The 21,569-nt window shown below is 33.6% G+C and carries 21 protein-coding genes and 1 riboswitch; of the genes, 12 read left to right on the top strand and 9 right to left on the bottom strand.

Annotated features, from left to right (window positions below; translation table 11 throughout):
• Positions 1 to 19 precede the first annotated feature (19 nt).
• On the top strand, positions 20 to 1,780 hold the full coding sequence (ycaO, locus tag CEP47_RS03560; RefSeq protein ID WP_261920924.1) for a 30S ribosomal protein S12 methylthiotransferase accessory factor YcaO: 1,761 nt from the start codon (positions 20 to 22) through the stop codon (positions 1,778 to 1,780).
• A gap of 69 nt (positions 1,781 to 1,849) precedes the next feature.
• Here the strand turns inward: ycaO and CEP47_RS03565 are convergent, their stop codons facing one another.
• From CEP47_RS03565 to asnS, 3 genes are all read right to left on the bottom strand, one after another.
• Complete coding sequence (locus CEP47_RS03565) at positions 1,850 to 2,419, bottom strand: acetate uptake transporter (protein ID WP_261920923.1); 570 nt, start codon at positions 2,417 to 2,419, stop codon at positions 1,850 to 1,852.
• Positions 2,420 to 2,484: 65 nt separating this feature from the next.
• Positions 2,485 to 3,483, bottom strand: a complete 999-nt coding sequence (gene fbp, locus CEP47_RS03570; RefSeq protein ID WP_261920922.1) for a class 1 fructose-bisphosphatase — start codon at positions 3,481 to 3,483, stop codon at positions 2,485 to 2,487.
• Between the two features lie 183 nt (positions 3,484 to 3,666).
• Positions 3,667 to 5,070, bottom strand: coding sequence for an asparagine--tRNA ligase (gene asnS / locus CEP47_RS03575; RefSeq protein ID WP_261920921.1), 1,404 nt, complete (start codon positions 5,068 to 5,070; stop codon positions 3,667 to 3,669).
• A gap of 281 nt (positions 5,071 to 5,351) precedes the next feature.
• On the opposite strand from asnS, the gene CEP47_RS03580 reads away from it, so the two are divergent.
• The 6 genes from CEP47_RS03580 (at position 5,352) to moaE (ending at position 9,900) form a co-directional block, all read left to right on the top strand.
• Positions 5,352 to 6,557 (top strand): ROK family protein, encoded by a 1,206-nt coding sequence (locus CEP47_RS03580; protein WP_261920920.1) that lies wholly within the window; start codon positions 5,352 to 5,354, stop codon positions 6,555 to 6,557.
• Between the two features lie 112 nt (positions 6,558 to 6,669).
• A complete protein-coding gene (bioD, locus tag CEP47_RS03585; RefSeq protein ID WP_261920919.1) occupies positions 6,670 to 7,398 on the top strand; it encodes a dethiobiotin synthase in 729 nt (242 codons plus the stop codon).
• A gap of 102 nt (positions 7,399 to 7,500) precedes the next feature.
• Positions 7,501 to 7,660: riboswitch (molybdenum cofactor riboswitch) on the top strand.
• On the top strand, positions 7,649 to 8,665 hold the full coding sequence (moaA, locus tag CEP47_RS03590; RefSeq protein WP_261920918.1) for a GTP 3',8-cyclase MoaA: 1,017 nt from the start codon (positions 7,649 to 7,651) through the stop codon (positions 8,663 to 8,665). It overlaps the preceding riboswitch by 12 nt.
• Positions 8,666 to 8,683: 18 nt before the next feature.
• Entirely contained in the window at positions 8,684 to 9,157 is a 474-nt protein-coding gene (moaC, locus tag CEP47_RS03595; protein ID WP_373463121.1) for a cyclic pyranopterin monophosphate synthase MoaC, read from the top strand.
• A gap of 20 nt (positions 9,158 to 9,177) precedes the next feature.
• A complete protein-coding gene (moaD, locus tag CEP47_RS03600; protein WP_261920916.1) occupies positions 9,178 to 9,423 on the top strand; it encodes a molybdopterin synthase sulfur carrier subunit in 246 nt (81 codons plus the stop codon).
• Positions 9,424 to 9,429: 6 nt separating this feature from the next.
• The gene (gene moaE / locus CEP47_RS03605; RefSeq protein ID WP_261920915.1) at positions 9,430 to 9,900 is read left to right on the top strand and encodes a molybdopterin synthase catalytic subunit MoaE; all 471 of its coding nucleotides are present in this window, start codon (positions 9,430 to 9,432) and stop codon (positions 9,898 to 9,900) included.
• Between the two features lie 42 nt (positions 9,901 to 9,942).
• On the opposite strand, the gene ppnN is transcribed toward moaE, so the two are convergent.
• The 3 genes from ppnN to folE form a co-directional block, all read right to left on the bottom strand.
• On the bottom strand, positions 9,943 to 11,316 hold the full coding sequence (gene ppnN / locus CEP47_RS03610) for a nucleotide 5'-monophosphate nucleosidase PpnN (RefSeq protein ID WP_261920914.1): 1,374 nt from the start codon (positions 11,314 to 11,316) through the stop codon (positions 9,943 to 9,945).
• Between the two features lie 27 nt (positions 11,317 to 11,343).
• Entirely contained in the window at positions 11,344 to 12,186 is an 843-nt protein-coding gene (gene queF, locus CEP47_RS03615) for an NADPH-dependent 7-cyano-7-deazaguanine reductase QueF (protein WP_261920913.1), read from the bottom strand.
• Positions 12,187 to 13,018: 832 nt separating this feature from the next.
• The gene (gene folE / locus CEP47_RS03620) at positions 13,019 to 13,681 is read right to left on the bottom strand and encodes a GTP cyclohydrolase I FolE (protein WP_261920912.1); all 663 of its coding nucleotides are present in this window, start codon (positions 13,679 to 13,681) and stop codon (positions 13,019 to 13,021) included.
• Between the two features lie 189 nt (positions 13,682 to 13,870).
• On the opposite strand from folE, the gene moeA reads away from it, so the two are divergent.
• The gene (moeA, locus tag CEP47_RS03625) at positions 13,871 to 15,091 is read left to right on the top strand and encodes a molybdopterin molybdotransferase MoeA (protein WP_261920911.1); all 1,221 of its coding nucleotides are present in this window, start codon (positions 13,871 to 13,873) and stop codon (positions 15,089 to 15,091) included.
• A 9-nt stretch (positions 15,092 to 15,100) separates the two neighbouring features.
• Positions 15,101 to 15,823 carry a molybdopterin-synthase adenylyltransferase MoeB gene (moeB, locus tag CEP47_RS03630; protein ID WP_261920910.1) on the top strand — a complete coding sequence of 241 codons (723 nt, stop codon included), beginning with the start codon at positions 15,101 to 15,103 and terminating at the stop codon, positions 15,821 to 15,823.
• A 45-nt stretch (positions 15,824 to 15,868) separates the two neighbouring features.
• Here moeB and topA read toward each other — a convergent pair whose 3' ends face one another.
• Positions 15,869 to 18,475: a type I DNA topoisomerase gene (topA, locus tag CEP47_RS03635; RefSeq protein ID WP_261920909.1), complete on the bottom strand. Its 2,607-nt coding sequence runs from the start codon at positions 18,473 to 18,475 to the stop codon at positions 15,869 to 15,871.
• Positions 18,476 to 18,706: 231 nt separating this feature from the next.
• Here topA and CEP47_RS03640 point away from each other — a divergent pair, with 231 nt between their 5' ends.
• A complete protein-coding gene (locus tag CEP47_RS03640; protein WP_261920908.1) occupies positions 18,707 to 19,141 on the top strand; it encodes a YcgN family cysteine cluster protein in 435 nt (144 codons plus the stop codon).
• A gap of 104 nt (positions 19,142 to 19,245) precedes the next feature.
• On the opposite strand, the gene CEP47_RS03645 is transcribed toward CEP47_RS03640, so the two are convergent.
• A complete protein-coding gene (locus CEP47_RS03645; RefSeq protein WP_261920991.1) occupies positions 19,246 to 19,557 on the bottom strand; it encodes an HI1450 family dsDNA-mimic protein in 312 nt (103 codons plus the stop codon).
• Between the two features lie 382 nt (positions 19,558 to 19,939).
• On the opposite strand from CEP47_RS03645, the gene CEP47_RS03650 reads away from it, so the two are divergent.
• Complete coding sequence (locus CEP47_RS03650) at positions 19,940 to 20,443, top strand: CvpA family protein (RefSeq protein ID WP_261920990.1); 504 nt, start codon at positions 19,940 to 19,942, stop codon at positions 20,441 to 20,443.
• A gap of 11 nt (positions 20,444 to 20,454) precedes the next feature.
• Positions 20,455 to 21,045 (top strand): UbiX family flavin prenyltransferase, encoded by a 591-nt coding sequence (locus CEP47_RS03655; protein ID WP_261920907.1) that lies wholly within the window; start codon positions 20,455 to 20,457, stop codon positions 21,043 to 21,045.
• On the opposite strand, the gene yfbV is transcribed toward CEP47_RS03655, so the two are convergent.
• Entirely contained in the window at positions 21,046 to 21,480 is a 435-nt protein-coding gene (gene yfbV, locus CEP47_RS03660; protein ID WP_261920906.1) for a terminus macrodomain insulation protein YfbV, read from the bottom strand.
• Positions 21,481 to 21,569: the final 89 nt, after the last annotated feature.

The raw sequence follows: 21,569 nt of genomic DNA on the forward strand, positions 1-21,569 counted from the left end.
CTGAGTTAAAGGATAAAAAATGGCACAAACCTTTATTTTGGGCAAAGATGCAGCCCTTGAGGAAAGTATTACTCATTTTCAACAAAAATTAAGTGAGCTAGGCTTTAATATTGAAGAAGCTTCTTGGTTAAACCCTGTACCAAATGTATGGTCGGTACATATTCGTGATAAAGATTGTCCCCAGTGTTTTTCAAATGGGAAAGGTGCAAGCCAAAAAGCCGCTTTAGCATCGGCGTTAGGTGAGTATTTTGAACGTCTTTCAACAAACTATTTTTTTGCAGATTTTTATTTAGGGAAGGCATTAGCTAATGCACCATTTGTACATTATCCTAATGAAAAATGGTTTAAAATTACGGATCAAACTCAGTTACCAGAAGGGATTTTAGATCCTTATCTCTTAAATTATTATGATCCTAACCGAGAGTTAACATCAGATTTTTTAATTGATCTACAAAGTAGTAATTGTGAAAGAGGGATAGTCGCACTACCATATGTTCGTCAATCAGATCAACAAACGGTTTACATTCCACAAGCCATTATTGCAAATTTATATGTTTCTAATGGTATGTCTGCGGGTAACACCGTAAATGAAGCGAGAGTACAGGGGTTATCTGAGGTATTTGAACGCTATGTTAAAAATAAAATTATTGCTGAAGCTATTAGCTTGCCACAAATTCCAACAACTGTTTTAGAAAAATATCCTTCTATTCAAGCTTCAATTGCAAAATTGGAAGAAGAAGGATTCCCTATTTATGCTTTTGATGCCTCTTTAGGAGGACAATATCCTGTCATTTGTGTCGTATTGCTTAATCCACAAAATGGTACTTGTTTTGCTTCTTTTGGTGCTCATCCTAATTTTCAAGTTGCATTAGAGCGTACTGTCACAGAATTGTTACAGGGTCGCAGTTTAAACGATCTTGATGTATTTTCACCACCAGCGTTTGATAATGACGAAGTCGCAGATCATGCGAATCTTGAAACGCATTTTATTGATTCCAGTGGTTTAATTTCTTGGGATTTATTTAAGCAAGATCCTGATTATTCTTTTGTAGAATGGGACTTTTCAGGCACAACCGAGTTAGAATTTAATAATTTAATGCAACTTTTTGCTCGTGAGGAGAGAGAAGTTTACATTATGGATTATCAACATCTAGGGGTTTATGCTTGTCGAATTATTGTTCCCGGAATGTCAGATATTTATCCAGTAGATGATCTAATTTATGCAAATAATAATGCAGGAATGGAATGGCGAGAAATTTTATTGGATTTACCGTATTTTCACCACGATAAAGCAACTTACCAAGAATTGTTGGCACAGTTAGATCAACAAGGAATCGATGATTTAACTCGAATTCGTGAATTTATTGGGCTTGTTGCTCCTAAAAATAGTGGTTGGCAAACATTGAGAGTTGGCGAATTAAAATCAATGTTAGCCCTTGCAATAGGAGATTTGGAACTAGCGTTAGATTGGGCAACTTGGACAATAAATATGAATGGTTCAGTCTTCAGTGCGAAACGAAGCAATTATTATCGTGCTTTAATTGCTGGATTAGAATTACACTTAGATTCCAATAGAGATCCGGTGCAATATCGTGCTGTTTTCAACAGAATGTATGGTGAAGAAACGGTTGATTTTGTTTGGAATACAATTCGTGGTGGTAATCCATTCTATGACTTAGTCGCCAGTGATGAGAATTTCACCAATTTTAATGAACATCAGCAATTGTTAAAGGCATATCATAAATTGCAACAAGCGAAAGAAAAATATTGGAAAAATTAGTTTCATAGTTAATAAAAAAATAAGCTCAAATAATAATATTTGAGCTTATTTAATTTTCACCTGTACTTTTTATTTCTTTTCACCAATAGGTAAAATACTACGACCATAGCATTCATTAATCATTTCTGCCGCTGCCAAATAAAAAGCGAGTAGTGCAGTGATTAAACCTAAAATTCCACCAAGACGGCTGATAGTATGAATCGCTGTTGCATCACCTAATGCTAAAGCATAAAACGTTAAAGTTAAAAAGAAAAAGATCGCTTGCAAAGCTTTTGGTTTTGAGAGTGAGGCAATAAACATCATTAGTGTAAAGGTTCCCCAAATTGCTAAATACCACGCAATAAAAGTTGCATCAGCACCATCATTGAAAAAACGAACAAATAATGCCCAAGACCACCAAAATGCACCATAACTGATAAAAGCAGTAAAACCAAAAGTATTACCTTTTTTAAATTCTAAAATGCCAGCTATTGCTTGGGCGGTACCACCAAATGCAAAAGCCATCGCAATGACTAAACTTACATTATTTGCAGTGTAAAAACCGCCATTAATTAAACTCAATAACCAAGTTGTTAAAGCAAAACCACATAAACCTAAAGGGCCCGGGTTTGCTAATTTTTCTGTTGTAGATATAGACATAAATAATCCTCCATTGTAAAAGGTGGAGGATTATATCAGAAAAAATTTTTTTCTGTAAAAATACTTTAACTTTCTTGCATAAATTCTTCAGCTTTTTTAACCATTTGTTCAGAACCAATGAAAAGAGGCGTTCTTTGATGCAGTTGAGTAGGTTGAATATCTAAAATACGCTGGTAACCATCACTGGCTTTTCCACCTGCTTGTTCCACTAAGAATGCCATAGGATTTCCTTCATATAATAAACGTAATTTTCCGTTTGGATAACGAGTGCTTGTTGGATAAATATAAATACCGCCTTTAAGCATATTACGATGAAAATCAGAAACCAAAGATCCAATATAACGTGAAGAATAAGGGCGTTTGCTGCTTTCATCTTCTTCTTGGCAATATTTAATATATTTTTTCACCCCAGTTGGGAATGTTAAGTAGTGTCCTTCATTAATAGAATAAATATTGCCTTCTTGTGGAATACGAATATTTTCATGGGATAAAATAAACATACCAAGAGAGGAGTCGTAGGTAAAACCATTAACACCATTTCCTGTGGTATAAACAAGCATTGTCGAAGAACCATAGACAATATAGCCCGCTGCAACTTGTTGACGTCCAGCTTGTAAAAAATCTTCCTGCGTGACACATTGTCCAATTGGTGAAACTCGACGATAAATTGAGAAAATAGTACCAACAGATACATTAGTATCAATATTTGATGAACCATCAAGTGGATCGGTAAGAAGAATGTATTTTGCGTTACGCCCACGTTCAGTATCAAAGGCAATGAAATGTTCTTCTTCCTCTGAAGCAAAGCCTGCTACTTCACCCCGAGCAATTAAAGCGGCTTTCATTTTTTCATGAGCAAAGACATCAAGTTTCATTTGCGTTTCACCTTGAATGTTTTCTGCACCTGAATGACCAATAATATCATTATTTAAGCCAGCTTTATTAATATCACGATGGATAATTTTAGCCACTAAACGAATTGATGCTAAAATGCTGGTTAATTCACCTTTGGCTGTAGGGTAGTCTGCTTGTTTTTCAACAATAAATTCACCTAATGTTTTCATTATTTACCTCTAATAGGTTAAAAGCTACCTGTTCAAGATAACAATTTATTTTAAAATTTACAGATAAATTTGAATGAAATAGCAGAATTTTTATAATTTTGTGGGCAAGATCACTTTTTCTTTGGGTATAAGACAAAAAAAGCCACTTAGTTTTAAGTGGCTAATGAATATGTTTAATGTTATTTAGAATGCTGCATTACGTGGTGAACGAGGGAATGGAATAACGTCTCGGATATTTTGTAACCCTGTCACATAAACGATTAAACGTTCAAAACCTAAACCAAAACCTGAATGAGGAACAGTACCATAACGGCGTAGATCACGATACCAGCCATAGTCTTCTTTATTTAAGCCCATTTCTTCCATACGTTGATCTAATATCTCTAATCGTTCTTCACGTTGTGATCCTCCGATGATTTCACCAATTCCCGGTGCTAAAACGTCCATAGCCGCTACAGTTTTTCCATCATCATTTAGACGCATATAGAAAGCTTTAATATCTTTAGGGTAGTTTTTTACTACGACAGGTGATTTAAAGTATTCTTCGGCTAGATAGCGTTCATGTTCAGAAGAAAGATCGATCCCCCATTCGACTGGGAATTCAAAGTTTTTGCCTGATTTTAATAACACCTCAATTGCATCAGTATAATCAATCTGAGCAAAGTCAGAATTGATGAACGCTTGCAAACGATTGATAACGCTATTATCAATATGTTTTTCAAAGAATTTAAGATCATCTAGACGTTCTGTTAGCACAGCATTAAAAACATATTTCAACATATCTTCGGCTAATTTAGCATTATCAGCTAAGGTTGCGAAAGCAACTTCAGGTTCTACCATCCAGAATTCGGCTAAATGACGACTGGTATTTGAATTTTCTGCCCTAAAAGTTGGACCAAATGTATAAATTTTACTTAATGCACAAGCATAAGTTTCTCCATTAAGTTGACCTGATACAGTAAGGAAGGCTTCTTTACCAAAAAAGTCTTGATTAAAATCAATTGCTCCTTTGTCATCACGTGGTAAATTTTCAAGATCTAAGGTGGAAACACGGAACATTTCTCCAGCACCTTCAGTATCTGATGCGGTAATCAATGGTGTTGCTACCCAATAAAAACCTTGTTCGTGAAAAAAACGGTGAATTGCTTGTGCTAAACAGTGACGCACTCGAGCGACGGCACCAATAATATTCGTTCTAGGGCGTAAGTGAGCGACTTCTCGTAAATACTCAATTGAATGACGTTTAGCAGCCATTGGATATGTTTCAGGATCTTCAACCCAACCACAAACCTCAACGTTTTCGGCAGCAAGTTCAAGAGCTTGACCTTTTGCTGGTGAAGCAACAATTTTACCAGTGACAATCACAGAACAACCCGTTGTAAGACGTAACACTTCGGATTGATAATTTTCTAAAGATTGTTCAATTACAACTTGAATTGGATCAAAACAAGAACCGTCATAGACGGATAGAAAAGAAACGCCTGCTTTAGAATCACGACGAGTCCGTACCCAGCCACGTACAGTAACACTTTCACCGATAGCGATTTTTTCTTTTAATACTTCGGCAACAGTAGCAATTTGTGTCATTTTTTACCTCAGAAATTTGGATTAACTCAAGAGAGTAGCTAAAAATAAAATAATTAGAAAAAGTGGGAGGTATTCTACCCCAGTTTACAGCGTTAACCAAACTTTATCCTTGATTTTAGCTAGCTAATTGAACAATAAAGTGAAGGTTAATGAGAAAAAATGTGAAATATTTCTCAAATTTAGATCCTGTATCTTGAGTTTACTTTTTAGCTAGATAAAATTTGAAATATTGTCTTATGGAGTATAAATAAATTTAAATAAAATAGTATTTGGTAAATATTATGCCTAGAACAAAAAATTCTAATTTAACCTCAATACAAAATTTAGGCGAAATTTATCGTTTAATTGAACAATTTGAATTAATTTCACGGATCGATTTATCTAAACTTTCAGGTTTTGCCCCAGCCAGTATTACTAATTTAATTAGAAAATTAATTGATTTAAAACTTGTTATTGAACGAACAGCACAAACTTCTTTAGTACGTGGTCGCCCAGCAGTAGGGCTAACTGTATCGCCTTTCTATTGGCAGACAATTTGTGGGATTATTTCAGAACAGGGGATAGAGCTTTTTCTTTGTGAATTAAATGGCAATGTCGTTGAGCAATGTTTTTATCCTATTGAGAGGGAACAAATTTCACAATTAGATAAAGTATTATTAGAAAAATTACACGCTTTCCAAGAACGTTATCAAGCTAAGTTATCAAAGATATTAGCACTTTCAATTTCAGTTATTGGACAATTAAACCGTTGTCGCACAGGGATAGTTAAACTGGGTAGTTCAAAGCTAGAACTGGATCTGCAAACACCTTTATCTGAATATTTTTCAATACCAATTCTTTTATCTGAATATTTCTCTGCTTGGGTCTTTGCAGAATCAACTTTTGGTAGTGCAATAAATAGTAATAATGTCATTTTTTTACAACTTGATGATGTTATTAATATGAGTGTTTTGTCAAAAGGAGAGGTATTACACAATGAAAAAGAAATGAGAATGAATATAGATCGAGTTTGTCTGCCAAAAATGAGTCCTTTAGCAGAATATATTGGTCAAAATTTACCTAAAATTGAACAGCAACAACTACAACATCATGTCACCTATACAACTATTTATCGCTTAGTTGATCATCTGTTACCTAACACCATTCCTGATGGAAAAAAGAAATTAGAATATTTATGCCAGCAAGTTGCTCAAAATAACCAGAAAGCTATTGATATTCTTTATTATATTGCAGATAACTTATCATATATTTTAATGAATCTAGTTAATATTTTTTCCTCAGAGAAAATCATTGTTAAAGCAGGAATACTTGGAGAAGAAGAAATTTTTCTGCAACGATTAAAACAAAAATTAAACGAAAATTTATTACTCGATCACCATAATATTGATATTGTTACAGGACATTATAATTATTCTGAGCCTGAGGTTGCGACCGCAACAATTAAACAATACCTATATAATGGACGATTACTAGAAAAGATTATTTAATCCTCAATCTGTAAACAAATTGTTTAAAATGTTACTAAATATTGTTTTGGCACAATCTTTTCACCCAAAATTTAGGCTAGAATTGTAAATTAGTTATTGAAAGGAAGGAAAGATGAGTAGTTTTTTTGTAACTGGTACTGATACAAATGTTGGCAAAACAATAGTAAGTCGAGCGATTATCCAAGCTTTACAAAGTCAAGGGATTAAGATTGTTGGCTATAAACCTATTGCTTGTGGTGATGAAGATAGTAGTTATCCGACTTTACCCCAAGAAGGGGATTATACGAATTACGATAATCCAGATGTAAAAGTATTATTAGATAGCACTGAACAAGCTGTTACTTATCAAGAAATTAATAGCTATACTTTTACTCAAAGTAGTACACCAGTTTTAGCTGCTTTGAATGCCGTGCAAAATATTAATATTGAAAAAATTGATAATAATTTGTCAACACTGAACCAAAAATACCAAGCCGTATTGGTTGAAGGAACATATGGTTGGCTCACGCCAATGAATGAAGAAATTAGTTTTGCTAAATGGGTACAACGCCATCAAATGCCAGTCATTTTAGTTGTTGGTATAAAGGAAGGGTGTATTAATCATGCGTTATTAACTGCCCAATCAATTTTAGCAATGGGGTTACCATTAGTTGGTTGGGTTGCAAATCGAGTTAATCCTTGTTTGCGTAATTATGCTGAAATTATTGAATTACTAAAAAAAGAAATTGAAGCACCATTACTAGGTGAAATTCCTTATGTTCATCGCCCTGAAAAACAACAATTAGGGAATTATTTAAATAGCAGTGAAGCATTTTCAATAATACAGAAGATGATTAAATAAAATGCTTATATACTTTTTTATATAACTGTTTTTAAAGGCTTTTTTGTGTTTTTGGATTGCATAGTCAACAGTTAATCCGTAAAATGCTATCCATTATTTTTTATTAGCATATCACTCCGAGCTTGTTCACCTAAGTCTTATTTCACATTTTATAAGGTATGGTAGCAATCCCAGTAAAGTTATTATAAAGGTAACTTTACGCCGGATAAAAGGGAAACGGTTTATCCGCTCGTGTTTAGAAAGGTGTCTTATGCGGAAGATTATTCCAATCCAAAATGTTGGCTATGATCAATTAGTTGATCGTTTTGACCGACACTATTATTACCTACGTTTATCTATAACAGAAGTATGCAACTTCCGTTGTAATTATTGTTTACCGAATGGTTATCAGAGAGATAATCATCGTCCCTCTTTTCTTACACTGGACGAAATAAAACGTCTAGGACGAGCATTTACTGCGATGGGAGTTGAGAAAATCCGTTTAACTGGTGGAGAACCGACCTTACGTAAGGATTTTTTAGCCATAGCTGAAAGTTTAAGCCAGCAAGCAGAGATTAAAACATTAGCCTTAACAACGAATGGCTATCGTATGTTGCGTGATGTTGGTGCTTGGAAAGAGGCTGGTATTACAGCGATTAATGTCAGTGTTGATAGTTTAGATCCCCGTCTTTTTCATACCATTACTGGTGAAAATAAGCTGCAAGATATTTTGCAAGGAATAGATAAGGCTTTTGCGGTTGGTTATAACAAAATTAAAGTGAATGCTGTTTTGATGAAAGGATTTAATCAGAATGCACTTAACCAATTTCTTGCTTGGATTAAAGATCAACCGATTCAACTTCGTTTTATCGAATTAATGCAAACGGGTGAAATGGATTTGTTCTTTCAACGCCATCATCTAGCAGGGCAAGAACTCTTAGATCAACTGCTTCAAACTGGCTGGCAATTACAAGTTAAAGATAAAACAGATGGACCTGCAAAAGTATTAAAACATCCAGATTATCTAGGTGAAATTGGTTTAATTATGCCTTATGAAAAGGATTTTTGTACTTTTTGTAATCGTTTACGGGTTTCTGCTACGGGTAAATTACATCTTTGCTTATTTGGTGATGAGGGGATTGAATTAAGGGATTTACTCCAAGCTGATGATCAGCAATTAAATTTACAAGCTAGACTTTTTTCAGCACTCGCTGGTAAAAAGAAACATCATTTATTACACCTAGGTTATACAGGTATTAGACAACATTTAGCCTCTATTGGTGGTTAATTATTAATAGGATTGAATATGAAATTTACCCATATTAACACGGCTGGTGAAGCAAATATGGTGGATGTTTCAGCAAAAACTGAAACGATACGGGAAGCAAGAGCGGAAGCATTGGTAACAATGTCGGCACAAACTTTAAGTATGATTGTCGAGGGAAAGCACCATAAAGGTGATGTTTTTGCAACGGCTCGCATTGCGGGCATTCAGGCGGCTAAAAAAACTTGGGATCTCATTCCATTATGCCATCCTTTATTACTTTCAAAAGTAGAAGTGAAACTCACAGCTTTACCAGAAACAAATCAAGTTAGAATAGAAAGTTTATGCAAATTAAGTGGTAAAACTGGGGTAGAAATGGAAGCGTTAACCGCTGCATCTGTAGCCGCTTTAACTATCTATGATATGTGTAAAGCGATTCAAAAAGATATAATGATCGAAAATGTACGCTTATTAGCTAAAAGTGGTGGTAAGTCGGGTACTTTTGTTGCTGATTAATTCATTTTAGAAGGAATATTATGCTCACTGTATTATTTTTTGCTCAAACAAGAGAGTTGATCGGTTTAGAACAATTAGAAATTGAGAATAACTATCCAACAGTTGAAGATCTACGCCAAGCATTAATACAACGTGGAGATAAATGGCAGTTAGCTTTAGAAAAAGGCAAATTATATGTCGCAGTTAATCAAGTATTAGTTGATCTTAATACAGCTTTAAATGATGGTGATGAAGTTGCCTTTTTTCCACCTGTTACAGGAGGATAATGACGGATGAAAAATTGCCAGACTGAAATAAAAATTGCAGTACAGACAGAAAATTTTGATCAAAATGATATTTACCGTTGGGTGTCAGCGTCGAATCAAAGTGGTGCGGTTGTTCTTTTCATTGGTAAAGTTAGGGAGATGAATTTAGGTGATCAAGTTTCTTCGCTCTATCTTGAACATTATCCTGCAATGACTGAAAAAGCATTACATAATATTGTTGTCAAGGCGACACAGCGTTGGCAATTACAGCGAGTCTGCGTAGTACATCGAGTAGGGCAATTGAATAGCGGTGATGAAATTGTTTTAGTCGCAACATCTTCAGCACATAGAGAGAGTGCTTATCAAGCAAATCAATTTATTATGGATTATTTGAAAACTAAAGCACCTTTTTGGAAAAAAGAGCAGGTAGGTAATCAACAACGTTGGGTGGCTAGTCGTGAAAGCGATCAGCTAGCTATCCAAAAATGGCAGGATTAACTTTATATAAATGGGGTATCAAAATTGATACCCCAATAGGTCTTAATATTTGCATTGATAGCAGGGTTGATAGGCCTCACCACCCGGTAATTTCATACGATGTTGAGTAATAAAATCACGTAATACCTTATCCATTTTTTCTAAAATATCTGGATCACCATGTAGTTCAAAAGGACCTAATTGTTTAACTTGCTGAATGGCAGCAGGTTTAATATTACCAGCAACAATACCTGAGAATGCTCGGCGTAGGTTCGCAACTAAATCAATTCGTTTTTGATTTTTATGCAAATTAAGCTTTGCCATATTCTGGTGATTAGGTTCAAAAGGAATTTGTAGAGATTCATCTATTTTTAATGACCAGTTAAAGCCATAAGAATCGCCTTGACGACGACGATAAATTTCGACATCAGTCATTGCATTACGCATTTTTTTTGCTACTAGAGCAGGAGCATCGATAATAATTTCATATAACTGCTGAGCATCCTTTCCCAGAACTTCTCCCACAAAACGATCAATGGTGGCAAAATAATCTGCACATTCTTTTGGCCCTGTTAAAATTAATGGTAAGGCTTGTTGATTATTTTCTGTATTCAGTTTAATCCCAAGAATATATAAAAATTCTTCAAATGTACCGGGACCACCCGGGAAAATAAGAATACCGTGCCCCATGCGTACGAAAGCTTCAAGGCGTTTTTCTATATCTGGCATAATAACTAATTCATTTACTATTGGATTAGGGGGTTCTGAAGCAATAATAGATGGTTCAGTTAAGCCAATAAAACGACTGTCTTTATAACGTTGATTAGCATGCCCAATTGCTGCACCTTTCATCGGTGCTTCCATTACTCCCGGACCACAACCAGTCATAATATTTAACTCTCGTAACCCTAATTCTAATCCGACCGCACGACAATAATTATATTCATTTTCATTAATTGAATGCCCACCCCAGCAAACCACAATATTTGGTTTTTCCCCAACATGTAATACTTTAGCATTGCGAGCAATTGAAAAAACTTGATTGGTCAAGTGTTTACTTTTTTCTGAGACCTCAACTTCGAGACAATTTTTAAGCCTATCTTTCATTACTTGCACGAATAAAATATCTCTCAATACAGCAAATAAATGGTATTGAATATTCCGAATAATTTTATCATCAACAAAAGCACTCTTTGGAGGATTATGTAATTCAAGTGCGACACCTCGTTCTCTAGCAATAAGATGAATATCAAAATCAGGATAACGACCGAGTAGAGCATTACTATCATCAGTAACAGCACCTGAATTTAATACGGCTAATGAACAGTTTCGATATAGTGAATATAGATCACCTTTAGCACCTTGTTTAAGTTGTTCTACTTCAATATGGGAGAGCTGATCCATACTTCCTTTAGGATTAACATAATGTATATTCATACCACTACCTTCATTAATAATAGATGGTTATTGTCGAGCTAAACGAAAATTAGCTGGAATAGTCTCAAAATTTGAACGGAATGGATTAATATCTAAACCACCACGTCGAGTATAACGAGCATAAACGCTTAACTTGGTTGGCTGGGCATATTTCAATAAATCACAAAAAATTCGTTCAACACATTGTTCATGAAATTCATTATGTTGACGGAAAGAAACTAGATAACGTAATAACTTTTCTTGATTTATTGCTTTACCTTGATAGTGAATTTGTATGCTTCCCCAGTCTGGTTGCTGTGTAATTAGGCAGTTAGATTTTAGCAAATGGCTGACTAAACATTCTTCTACTTCTTCATCAGCGGTACAGTTTGCTAAAAGTTGAGGATTAAATTGGTAATTTTCAATTTCAATATCTTGGTTATCAATTAACTGACCTGATAACGTATTAATCTGTTGTCCTTGATAATAGTGTAGTGGATTAAGGCGAACGACCACATTACCTTGTACACATTGGCTAAGATCATGTTGAATAATTTGAGCTACTTCATCAATATTTTCAAACTTAGTTTGATTAAAACTATTTAAATATAATTTAAAACTTTTTGATTCAATCAAATTGAGACTACGAAAATCAACCTCAACTTCACCAATTGCCACTTGTGGTATTCCTTTAGAGTTTAACCAAGAAAGTTCATATAAAGTCCAAATATCTGCACCTTGTGTAAAAGGTTGAAGTTCTACAATACCTAATTGTTGGCGATTTAATTGGCGAGCAACAGGCTGGAGTAAAGTAGGATCATAAAATTTGGGATAATGGGTTGTTTTTCCTAATTTCAAATTGGCTAAAACTTGACTATCGTAATTCGTCATAAATTTCCTATCCTAAATAAAAATTTTTAGTTTTTTAAGTAACAATATAAAAAAGTTTAATTCATTTTAGAGTAGATTCACAAGGAATCTGGTTAAATAGCCAAAAGATATGTTTAAACTTTATCAAAGTTTAAAAGAGAAAAATTTACTTCAATAAGCTTAAGCTTAGTTCCTTTGATTATTGTTTTCAATTAATTCTACAATATTTTTACTTTGATTAAGTCTCAGATTTCACGTAGCGTTACCAATTTGAATAAATGCCATTTGAATTGGCAGAGTAGAGTATCAAATCTTGAGAAAATCAATTCTGTCATTATCCTAATTTTAATTCTATTTAGAATTATAGAAATTTTTTACCTCAAAAGTTAATGATCTCAACAAAACTATTAAATTCAAAAAACATCACAAAATATTATCACTTTTATTCTATTTAACATAATATACATTATAAGAATATTGTTACGGTGAGGTATTCAGGGTTAAATTAATATATTTATAAAAATATTAATAGATTTTTGACCATAACATTTTGACTAAGATAGACTTTATTGGCTTATGGTTGATTTTTATTTATGTTGTTTATAATAAAAGTGATGTTCTTAACTAATTAAAGATAAGTAAAACTATAATTATAAAAGATTTCTGATTTCTATCGTGGATAAGAATTGTAGGCAATAAAAAAGCTATTACAAAAAAGTAATAGCTTAAAATGAGAAATTGATAACGCTAGATAAAATCTGGAAATTTATTAAGCTAATTATATTGCAGATTTTAAGTAGCGTGCTCTAGATGGTGATCGTTATTTAAAATATCTAAGATTAAATAATATGTTTTATTTTTCTAATCTTATCATTGTCAAAAACTCTTTTCTGGTTTCACGATCTTGCTGGAAGATACCACCAAACGCCGATGTTACGGTGTAACTATTGGTGTCTCTCACTCCCCTACATTTCACACAAAAATGAGTAGCTTTAACATAAACAGCAACATCATCAGTTTCTAGTAAAGTTTGGAATGCCGTAAGTAATTGTTCGGTTAATCGTTCTTGTACTTGTGGACGACTTGCAAAGAATTTTACAACACGATTAATTTTAGATAAACCAATCACCCAATTTTTAGGATAATAAGCAACGGCAACTGAACCATCAAAAGTAACAAAATGGTGTTCACATGTACTGGTAAGAGATACATCATTAACTAGAACCATTTCACTTACTTTCATTCTATTCTCAATTAAAGTGATTTTAGGAAAGGTGCGATAATCTAAACCACTAAAAATTTCATCAAGATACATTTTAGCTAAACGTTTTGGTGTTTCCTCTAAACTATCATCATTTAGATCTAAACCAATTAATTTCATCACTTCACGCATATGTAGTTCAACTTTCTCTTTACGTTGTGCTACATCTTGTTGCACTGGTATTACTGGTGTTTCAATCCCTTTTGCAATTAAAGCTTGCTTAACTTTATGGGCTTCACTAGAAATGTTATTCATTTATTACTCCGCTGTTAAAAATTTGGCATATTCTAACAAACTACATTTAATTTATAAAACTTGTTTAAAAACAAAATGTAACGATTATAGATTAATATTTCCTTTTTATATTGGTAAAACTGACAAGTTACGCTCATTGAGATAAAATAATTAGTTATTCTATATTTAAAAAGTTAAAAAGGGAAAAGAATGAATCATTTACTTTCACTAGAACAAGCATTAACACAGCTTCTGACTACTCTCCCCGAGCCTAAGATTACTGAAATATTAAATTTAAACGATTGTTATCAACGTATTTGTGCTGAAGATATTTATTCTCCAATTAATGTTCCTTCTTTTGATAATTCGGCTATGGATGGATATGCTGTGCGGTTGGCAGATTTGCAACAAACAACGACTTTAACTGTTGCAGGTAAAGCTTTTGCTGGGCAACCTTTTACACAACAATGGCCACCATTAACTGCGGTGAGAATTATGACTGGTGCAATGTTACCAGAAGGTGCGGATGCCGTAGTTATGCAAGAAAATGTTACGTTAAATTCTGATGGAAGTATTACATTTAACCAATTGCCAACAATAGGACAAAATATTCGTCGTATTGGCGAAAGTGTAAAAAAAGACGATGTTGTTTTAACCGCTGGCACGAAATTAAATGCTGTTTCTCTCCCATTATTGGCATCACTTGGTATTGAAAAAATCAAGGTCTTCCCAAAAATCAAAGTTGCTATTTTATCTACAGGCGATGAATTAGTGCCTGTTGGACAACCTCTAAAAATGGGACAAATCTATGATAGTAATCGTTTTTGTATCAAGCTAATGCTTGAAAATTTAAATTGTGAAATCTTAGATTTTGGCATTTTACCTGATGATCAAGAAAAATTTGAAAATATCTTTACTCAAGCAGAGCAAGAAGCTGATGTTATTATTACCAGTGGTGGTGTATCTGTTGGAGAAGCTGATTTTACTAAGGGTGTTTTAGAAAAATTAGGTCAAATAAATTTCTGGAAATTAGCGATTAAACCGGGAAAACCTTTTGCCTTTGGGAAATTGGATAATGCTTGGTTTTTCGGACTGCCCGGGAATCCTGTTTCTGCATTAGTTACTTTTTATCAGTTGGTTCAACCAGCACTACGAAAATTAAGTGGACAGCGAGAAAGGAAAAAATCATTATTTTTAGCTAAAACAACAACGAAAATTAAAAAAACAGTTGGGCGTTTAGATTTTCAACGAGGATTTTATCAGTATAACGTTAAGGGAGAATTGGAAGTTAAACCTGTTGGATTACAAAGTTCACATATGTTTAATTCTTTTGTTGAAAGTAATTGTTTTATTATCTTAGAACGAGACCGTGGTGATGTTGAGATAGGTGAAACGGTTACAATTGAATTTTTCAATGAGTTATTAAATTAAAGGTGCAAAATGACGACACTAAATGATCATGAAATACTACGCTATAACCGACAAATTATTATGCGAGCTATTGATTTTGAAGGACAAGAACAATTAAAAAAGAGCAAAATATTAATTGTTGGCTTAGGCGGTTTAGGTTGTACTGCTGCACAATATTTAGCGGTTGCAGGAATTGGGCATCTAACATTACTCGATTTTGACCACGTTTCTCTTTCAAATTTACAACGTCAAGTGCTGCATAATGATAGCCGTTTAGATATGCCAAAAGTTGATTCGGCAAAACTTAGCTTAGAACAATTAAACCCGAATATCCAAATAAATGCTTTAAATGCTCTTTTAACTAAGGAGGAATTAAATACACTTGTTCAACAATTTGATCTTGTATTAGATTGTACAGATAATGTGGAAACTCGCAATAATTTAGATTCAGCTTGTGAACAAGCTAAAATCCCACTGGTATCTGGTGCTGTTATCCGAATGGAAGGACAAATTTCTGTATTTACTTATCAAAAAGGTACACCAACCTACCGCTCTCTTAGCCGTTTATTTGGACAAAATGAATTAAGTTGTGTTGAAGCTGGTGTACTAGCACCAATGGTTGGTATCGTAGGTTCAATTCAAGCCTTGGAAGCGATCAAAGTTAGATTAAATATAGGAAAAAATTTATCAGGTCGTCTATTAATGATTGATGGTATGACTATGCAACTCAGAGAGTTAAAATTACCAGCTTAAATTCATAAAACAGGCTATCTTAGATAGCCTGTTTCTATTATATTATTATTTTTTTCTTTCCGTCCATTTACCATCAATATAATCTAAAATCCATTTTGTGGCTTTACCATTTTTTTCAGAAGTAATATATTGACGTTTTTCTTTACGGCTAAAACGAATTATAGTTGGATTCCCTTCTGGATCTTGTATTGGTGCTTCAGTTAGATAGCGTAATTTTTCAGGTAAACGTTGGCGATATTCAACTAATTCAGCGACTAATGGAGAACGAGATTCCCTCGATTTAGGGAAATTATGTGCAGAGAAAAATACCCCACTCGCTCCATCTCTTAAAACAAAATAAGCATCAGATTTTTCACATTTTAATTCTGGAAATGGAATAGGATCTTCTTTCGGTGGTGCTACCTCACCATTTTTTAATATTTTTCTTGTATTACTACATTGAGTACAACCCATATAATTGCCAAAACGCCCCTGTTTTAACTGCATATCTGCACCACATTTATCGCATTCAATAACAGGACCATCATAACCTTTAATCTTATACTGCCCTTTTTCAATTGAATATCCATCACAATTTGGATTATTCCCGCAAATATGTAATTTTCTTTCTGTATCAAGTAAATAGCTGTCCATTGCTGTACCACATTTTGGACAACGTTGGCGTTCCATTAATGCTTTCGTTTCTGAGCTATCATCTAAAATATTAATTAATTCAGCTTCAGGAATAAGATTCATTGTTGTTTTACACCGTTCTTTAACAGGTAATGAATAACCTGAACAGCCTAAGAAAACACCTGTTGCGGCAGTACGAATTGTCATTTTGCGACCACAATCAGGACAATCAATATCAGTTAATACAGGGGTATTAGGTTGCATACCACCCGAACTTTGATCTTTTTCAGCAGTTAATAATTTATTTGAAAAGTTTTTAAAAAATTGATTCAACTCATTTTTCCAGTCAGCTTTACCTTCAGCTATCTGATCTAAGCGATTTTCCATATTTGCGGTAAAATCATAATTCATCAAATCATCGAAAGAATCATTTAATCGATCGGTGACAATTTCTCCCATTTTTTCAGCATAAAAACGGCGATTTTCACTCCGAACATATCCTCGTTCCTGAATGGTTGAAATAATACTTGCATAAGTTGATGGACGGCCAATTCCTCTTTTTTCTAATTCTTTTACCAAAGATGCTTCGGTAAAACGTGCTGGTGGTTTTGTAAAATGTTGCGTTGGTAAAATTTCTTTCAGTGATAAAAGCTCTTGTTTTGCTACCACTGGTAAGATTTGATCTTCGTTTGCTTTGCCTAAAGGCGATAAAATTTTTGTCCAACCATCAAAACGTAATACACGACCTTTAACTTTTAAACTATACTCCCCTGCCTGTATGGTTAATGTGGTAGAATCATATTGGGCTGGTGGCATCTGGCAAGCAAGGAATTGTCGCCAAATGAGATCATAGAGCTTTACTGCATCTTTATCCATTCCCTGTAATTCATCTGCTTTCAAATTTACATCCGACGGTCTAATTGCTTCGTGAGCTTCTTGTGCATTACCTTTGCTGGAATAAAAATTTGGTTTAGCAGGCAAATATTCCTCACCTAAATGAGATAAAAGATAATCCCTCGCCATATTTAAAGCATCTTGACTCAAATTGGTCGAATCGGTACGCATATAAGTAATATAACCAGCCTCATATAGACGCTGAGCTAACATCATTGTTTTCTGTACACCAAAACCAAGACGGGTACTAGCGGTTTGCTGTAAAGTTGATGTTGTAAAAGGAGGTTTCGCTTTTGAAGTTGTTGGTTTAGTCTCTATTTCAGTTACAACGTAACTACTATTTTTTAATATATTGACTGCTAATTTAGCCTCCTCTTCACATTTAGGTAAGAAAGCTTTATTTTGATAATGGGTTACATCTAAATGCAGTATTTCACCAGAATCTGTTTGAGTATCAACTTTTACTTCCCAATATTCTTCTGGACGAAAAGATTTAATTTCACGTTCTCTTTCAACCAATAATTTAACTGCAACAGATTGAACACGCCCAGCCGATAAACCTCTAGCTACCTTTTTCCATAACAAAGGGGAAACCATAAAACCAACAATACGATCTAAAAATCGTCTTGTTTGTTGAGCATTCACTTTATCTAAATTTAATTGTTCAGGTCGTTCAAAAGCTTGAGTTATTGCATTTTTGGTAATTTCATTGAAGACAACCCGACTAAAACGTTGAGTATCACCACCAATTACCTCTTGTAAATGCCAAGCGATAGCTTCCCCTTCTCTATCCAAATCGGTTGCCAGATAGATATGATCAACTTTTTTTGCTAAAGATTGTAATTCGGCAACAACCTTTTCTTTATCTGGTAAAATCTGATAATTGGCTTGCCAATCGTGATAAGGATCAATTCCCATTCGTTTAACTAGTGCTGTTTGCTCTTTCTGTTTTTTTACTTTTTCTTTTTCTGCACTACTAAGCCCTTTAGTTGAAATAGGTTTAGCTTTTTCACCAGCCGCTGAACCAGCTTTAGGTAAATCACGGATATGCCCTACACTAGATTTAACAATATAATTATTTCCCAAATATTTATTGATCGTTTTTGCTTTTGCTGGTGATTCTACAATAACCAATGATTTACTCATATTTAACCTGATTATATTTTGATTGTAATTTTAATGAATAAAATATATGACTGATAAAAAGAAAAGAAGTTACATTTAAAGGTTGTAACTTGAATAAAATTCACTCTAAGAATAACTTAGTACCCTATCATATTTTAATTTATATGATTTTTTTTATTAAAAAGCAATACATCAGTTTTTATTTCATACTATAATTTATACAACATTTAAGATCTGTTTTGGAAATAAACAATGCAATTGCAATTTTGGCAAACAAAACCTTTAACCGCAATGAATGAACAAGAGTGGGAAGCACTTTGTGATGGTTGTGGAAAATGTTGTTTTCGTAAATTTATTAGTGGGCATGGGAGAAAAGAAAAATTATACTATACACGTATAGCCTGTAACCAATTAAATTTAAATACAGGCAAATGTCTTAACTATCAAAATCGTTTCCAACTTGAAGCTGATTGTACAAAATTAACTAAAGAAAATTTAACAGAATTTCATTGGTTGCCTTCAACTTGTGCTTATCGCCTATTAAGTGAAGGAAAACCATTACCCGATTGGCACCCTCTTGTAAGTGGTGATCCAAATTCAGTTGCTAAACATAAACATCTTATTCAAAATGGGATTCACGAAAAAGATGTTATTGATTGGTTTGATTTCATTATTGAACGTGTCTAATTCACTTTTCTATTGTTTAAACACTGAAAAATAGTCATGATAAATATAAAAAAATCTGAAAATACATAATCTTTCAGATTTTTTTAACAGAGTTTAAATAGCCATTAATTTTTCCAAATAACGTGATATTCTGGATTTTCTCGATCGTGAGAAATTAAAAATTTAGCAAAAATATCATCCATTTGATCTTGCTGATTTACTAAGCCAATCCAAACTTCAGCAAAAGCTTCTGGATCAATTAATACTCCAATTTCAGCGTCCCAATCCTCTGCTGTTTCAACCATTTCAACAGCACCACGTTGTTCAAACTGTAAGTTAAAAAGCAAAATATCCGCAGGATCAAGTTGTTCTGGTGCCATTTCAAGAAAAATATCATAGGCAATATCTATTGCTGTATCAGGATCTAATTTATTCATTCCATCTTTCATTTTGAGATACCTTTAAATTATTTAAGTTAGATAGTGTACTACATTTTGCTTAAAAGCTAGATCGACTTCTGTAATATATGCTGAAAATTCAAACTATCCCTTTATATTTGTAAGTTTTTATAAAAAATTTGAATTTAACTGAACTTTTTCACTGATTACTACTCTAATATAATGCTAATGTTTTGTAATAAAGATTCCTTTTTAGAGCTATACTTACTCAAATCTTTCGCCCGAGTTATCGGGCTTTTTTTATTCAAGTTTTCATCATCTCAATCAGCTAAACTTTTTCTCTGCATAAATAGGTGGTATAGTGGCGACGAAAATGACCGACCTATTAAATACACACAACTTACATCATCGAGAGTTATATATGATTGATTACATTATTATCGGTATCGTTCTTTTTTCAATATTCATTAGTCTTTTTCGTGGCTTTGTGCGTGAAGTATTGTCATTAGCAACCTGGATTGTTGCTTTCTTAGTATCATCAAATTTCTATCCAAATATCGCTGATTACCTTACCGAGGTAAAATCTGACTATGTACGTAATGGAACAGCGATTGCACTACTATTTATTGCAACATTAATTGCAGGGGTAATTGTTAATTTTACTGTTTCAAAATTAGTTGATACAACAGGATTAACAGGAACAGATCGTGTTTTAGGTGCTTGTTTTGGTTTATTACGTGGTATTTTAGTTGTCGCCGCTCTTTTATTTTTCCTTGATACCTTTACCGATTTTAGTCAAACAGACTGGTGGAAAGAGTCCAAACTTATTCCTCATTTTGGCTTTGTTATCGATTGGTTTTTTCAACAATTACAACAACATTCAGACTTTATCCAAAATAAATTTAATTTAGATCTTAATCAATAATCAGCTTAACCATGAAAAAACAACGATTAATTATTGGTATCAGTGGTGCATCAGGTGCAATTTATCCTATTCGTTTATTAGAAATATTAAAAAATACTGAAATTGAAACCCATCTCATCATCAGCGATTCTGCTCGTTTGACGATTAACACAGAAACTGAATATACATTTCAGCAGATTAAAGCATTAGCCGATGTTGTTTATGATAATCGCAATCTTGCTGCAGCAATTTCTTCTGGTTCATTTCAAACTATGGGTATGATAATCCTACCTTGCTCGATCAAAACATTATCAGCCATTACTCATAGCTATACAGATGATTTAATTAGTCGAGCGGCTGATGTCTGCTTAAAAGAAGGAAAGCCTTTAATTTTATGCTTAAGAGAAACACCCTTGCATCTTGGACATTTACGTTTAATGACCCAAGCCGCCGAAATTGGTGCCAAAATAGCACCATTAATGCCCGCTTTTTATCATCGGCCACAAACAGTTGATGATTTAATTAATCAAAGTATTAATCGATTATGTGATCAACTGAATATTTATTTAGCACAGGATTTGTTCCAACGTTGGGGAGAACCCCCTCTCTTTGATAAACACTAATTAGATCTCTTGCCAAAATGATTTGTCTAAACGTACCGAAGCTTTCGCCAGAATTTCAGCTAAGTCTTGATAATTAGGAAGCGATGATGCAGGAGGTAATGTTTCTTTTTCTGCTAAACGTTGGCGAATGTGATGAAACCACGTTGCGGTGGTTAAAGGTAAAGGTGTAACGGCTCGTTTACCCAACCACCAATAACCTTGTAGTGGTAAAAGTAATAAAATAATAATTGTTATACTTGTTGCCGCCCAAGAAAGATATTGATAACCAGAAATAAAATATTGCCAACCTAAAGTGAGTAATATCATAGGCAGAATTAAGTTTTGGGCAAATTTTGTCATTTTAATAATTCTATTTTCAGGAAAAATCATACTTAATCTAGGTTCAAGAACCCAAGTTTTTAAATATTTTCGACCATTTTTTAACGTAAGCAGCATAAAACCTCTTATATTTTGAAATAAAACTTTATTTTCGTATCGAATTCTGTATTTTTTACGCTATTTCCCAATCAATATGCTATCATAGT

Source organism: Mergibacter septicus (assembly GCF_003265225.1).
Classification (GTDB): Bacteria; Pseudomonadota; Gammaproteobacteria; order Enterobacterales; family Pasteurellaceae; genus Mergibacter; species Mergibacter septicus.

Bases quoted from the DNA above. Each gene is read 5' to 3' on its own strand.
- ppnN (WP_261920914.1), bottom strand. From the start codon at position 11,316: ATGAATATACATTATGTTAATCCTAAAGGAAGTATGGATCAGCTCTCC.
- fbp (WP_261920922.1), bottom strand. From the start codon at position 3,483: ATGAAAACATTAGGTGAATTTATTGTTGAAAAACAAGCAGACTACCCT.
- moaC (WP_373463121.1), top strand. From the start codon at position 8,684: ATGAAATTTACCCATATTAACACGGCTGGTGAAGCAAATATGGTGGAT.
- CEP47_RS03655 (WP_261920907.1), top strand. From the start codon at position 20,455: ATGAAAAAACAACGATTAATTATTGGTATCAGTGGTGCATCAGGTGCA.
- CEP47_RS03645 (WP_261920991.1), bottom strand. From the start codon at position 19,557: ATGAATAAATTAGATCCTGATACAGCAATAGATATTGCCTATGATATT.
- CEP47_RS03640 (WP_261920908.1), top strand. From the start codon at position 18,707: ATGCAATTGCAATTTTGGCAAACAAAACCTTTAACCGCAATGAATGAA.
- moeB (WP_261920910.1), top strand. From the start codon at position 15,101: ATGACGACACTAAATGATCATGAAATACTACGCTATAACCGACAAATT.
- moaD (WP_261920916.1), top strand. From the start codon at position 9,178: ATGCTCACTGTATTATTTTTTGCTCAAACAAGAGAGTTGATCGGTTTA.
- moaA (WP_261920918.1), top strand. From the start codon at position 7,649: ATGCGGAAGATTATTCCAATCCAAAATGTTGGCTATGATCAATTAGTT.
- bioD (WP_261920919.1), top strand. From the start codon at position 6,670: ATGAGTAGTTTTTTTGTAACTGGTACTGATACAAATGTTGGCAAAACA.
- queF (WP_261920913.1), bottom strand. From the start codon at position 12,186: ATGACGAATTACGATAGTCAAGTTTTAGCCAATTTGAAATTAGGAAAA.
- CEP47_RS03580 (WP_261920920.1), top strand. From the start codon at position 5,352: ATGCCTAGAACAAAAAATTCTAATTTAACCTCAATACAAAATTTAGGC.
- asnS (WP_261920921.1), bottom strand. From the start codon at position 5,070: ATGACACAAATTGCTACTGTTGCCGAAGTATTAAAAGAAAAAATCGCT.
- yfbV (WP_261920906.1), bottom strand. From the start codon at position 21,480: ATGCTGCTTACGTTAAAAAATGGTCGAAAATATTTAAAAACTTGGGTT.
- CEP47_RS03565 (WP_261920923.1), bottom strand. From the start codon at position 2,419: ATGTCTATATCTACAACAGAAAAATTAGCAAACCCGGGCCCTTTAGGT.
- moeA (WP_261920911.1), top strand. From the start codon at position 13,871: ATGAATCATTTACTTTCACTAGAACAAGCATTAACACAGCTTCTGACT.
- ycaO (WP_261920924.1), top strand. From the start codon at position 20: ATGGCACAAACCTTTATTTTGGGCAAAGATGCAGCCCTTGAGGAAAGT.
- moaE (WP_261920915.1), top strand. From the start codon at position 9,430: ATGAAAAATTGCCAGACTGAAATAAAAATTGCAGTACAGACAGAAAAT.
- folE (WP_261920912.1), bottom strand. From the start codon at position 13,681: ATGAATAACATTTCTAGTGAAGCCCATAAAGTTAAGCAAGCTTTAATT.
- CEP47_RS03650 (WP_261920990.1), top strand. From the start codon at position 19,940: ATGATTGATTACATTATTATCGGTATCGTTCTTTTTTCAATATTCATT.
- topA (WP_261920909.1), bottom strand. From the start codon at position 18,475: ATGAGTAAATCATTGGTTATTGTAGAATCACCAGCAAAAGCAAAAACG.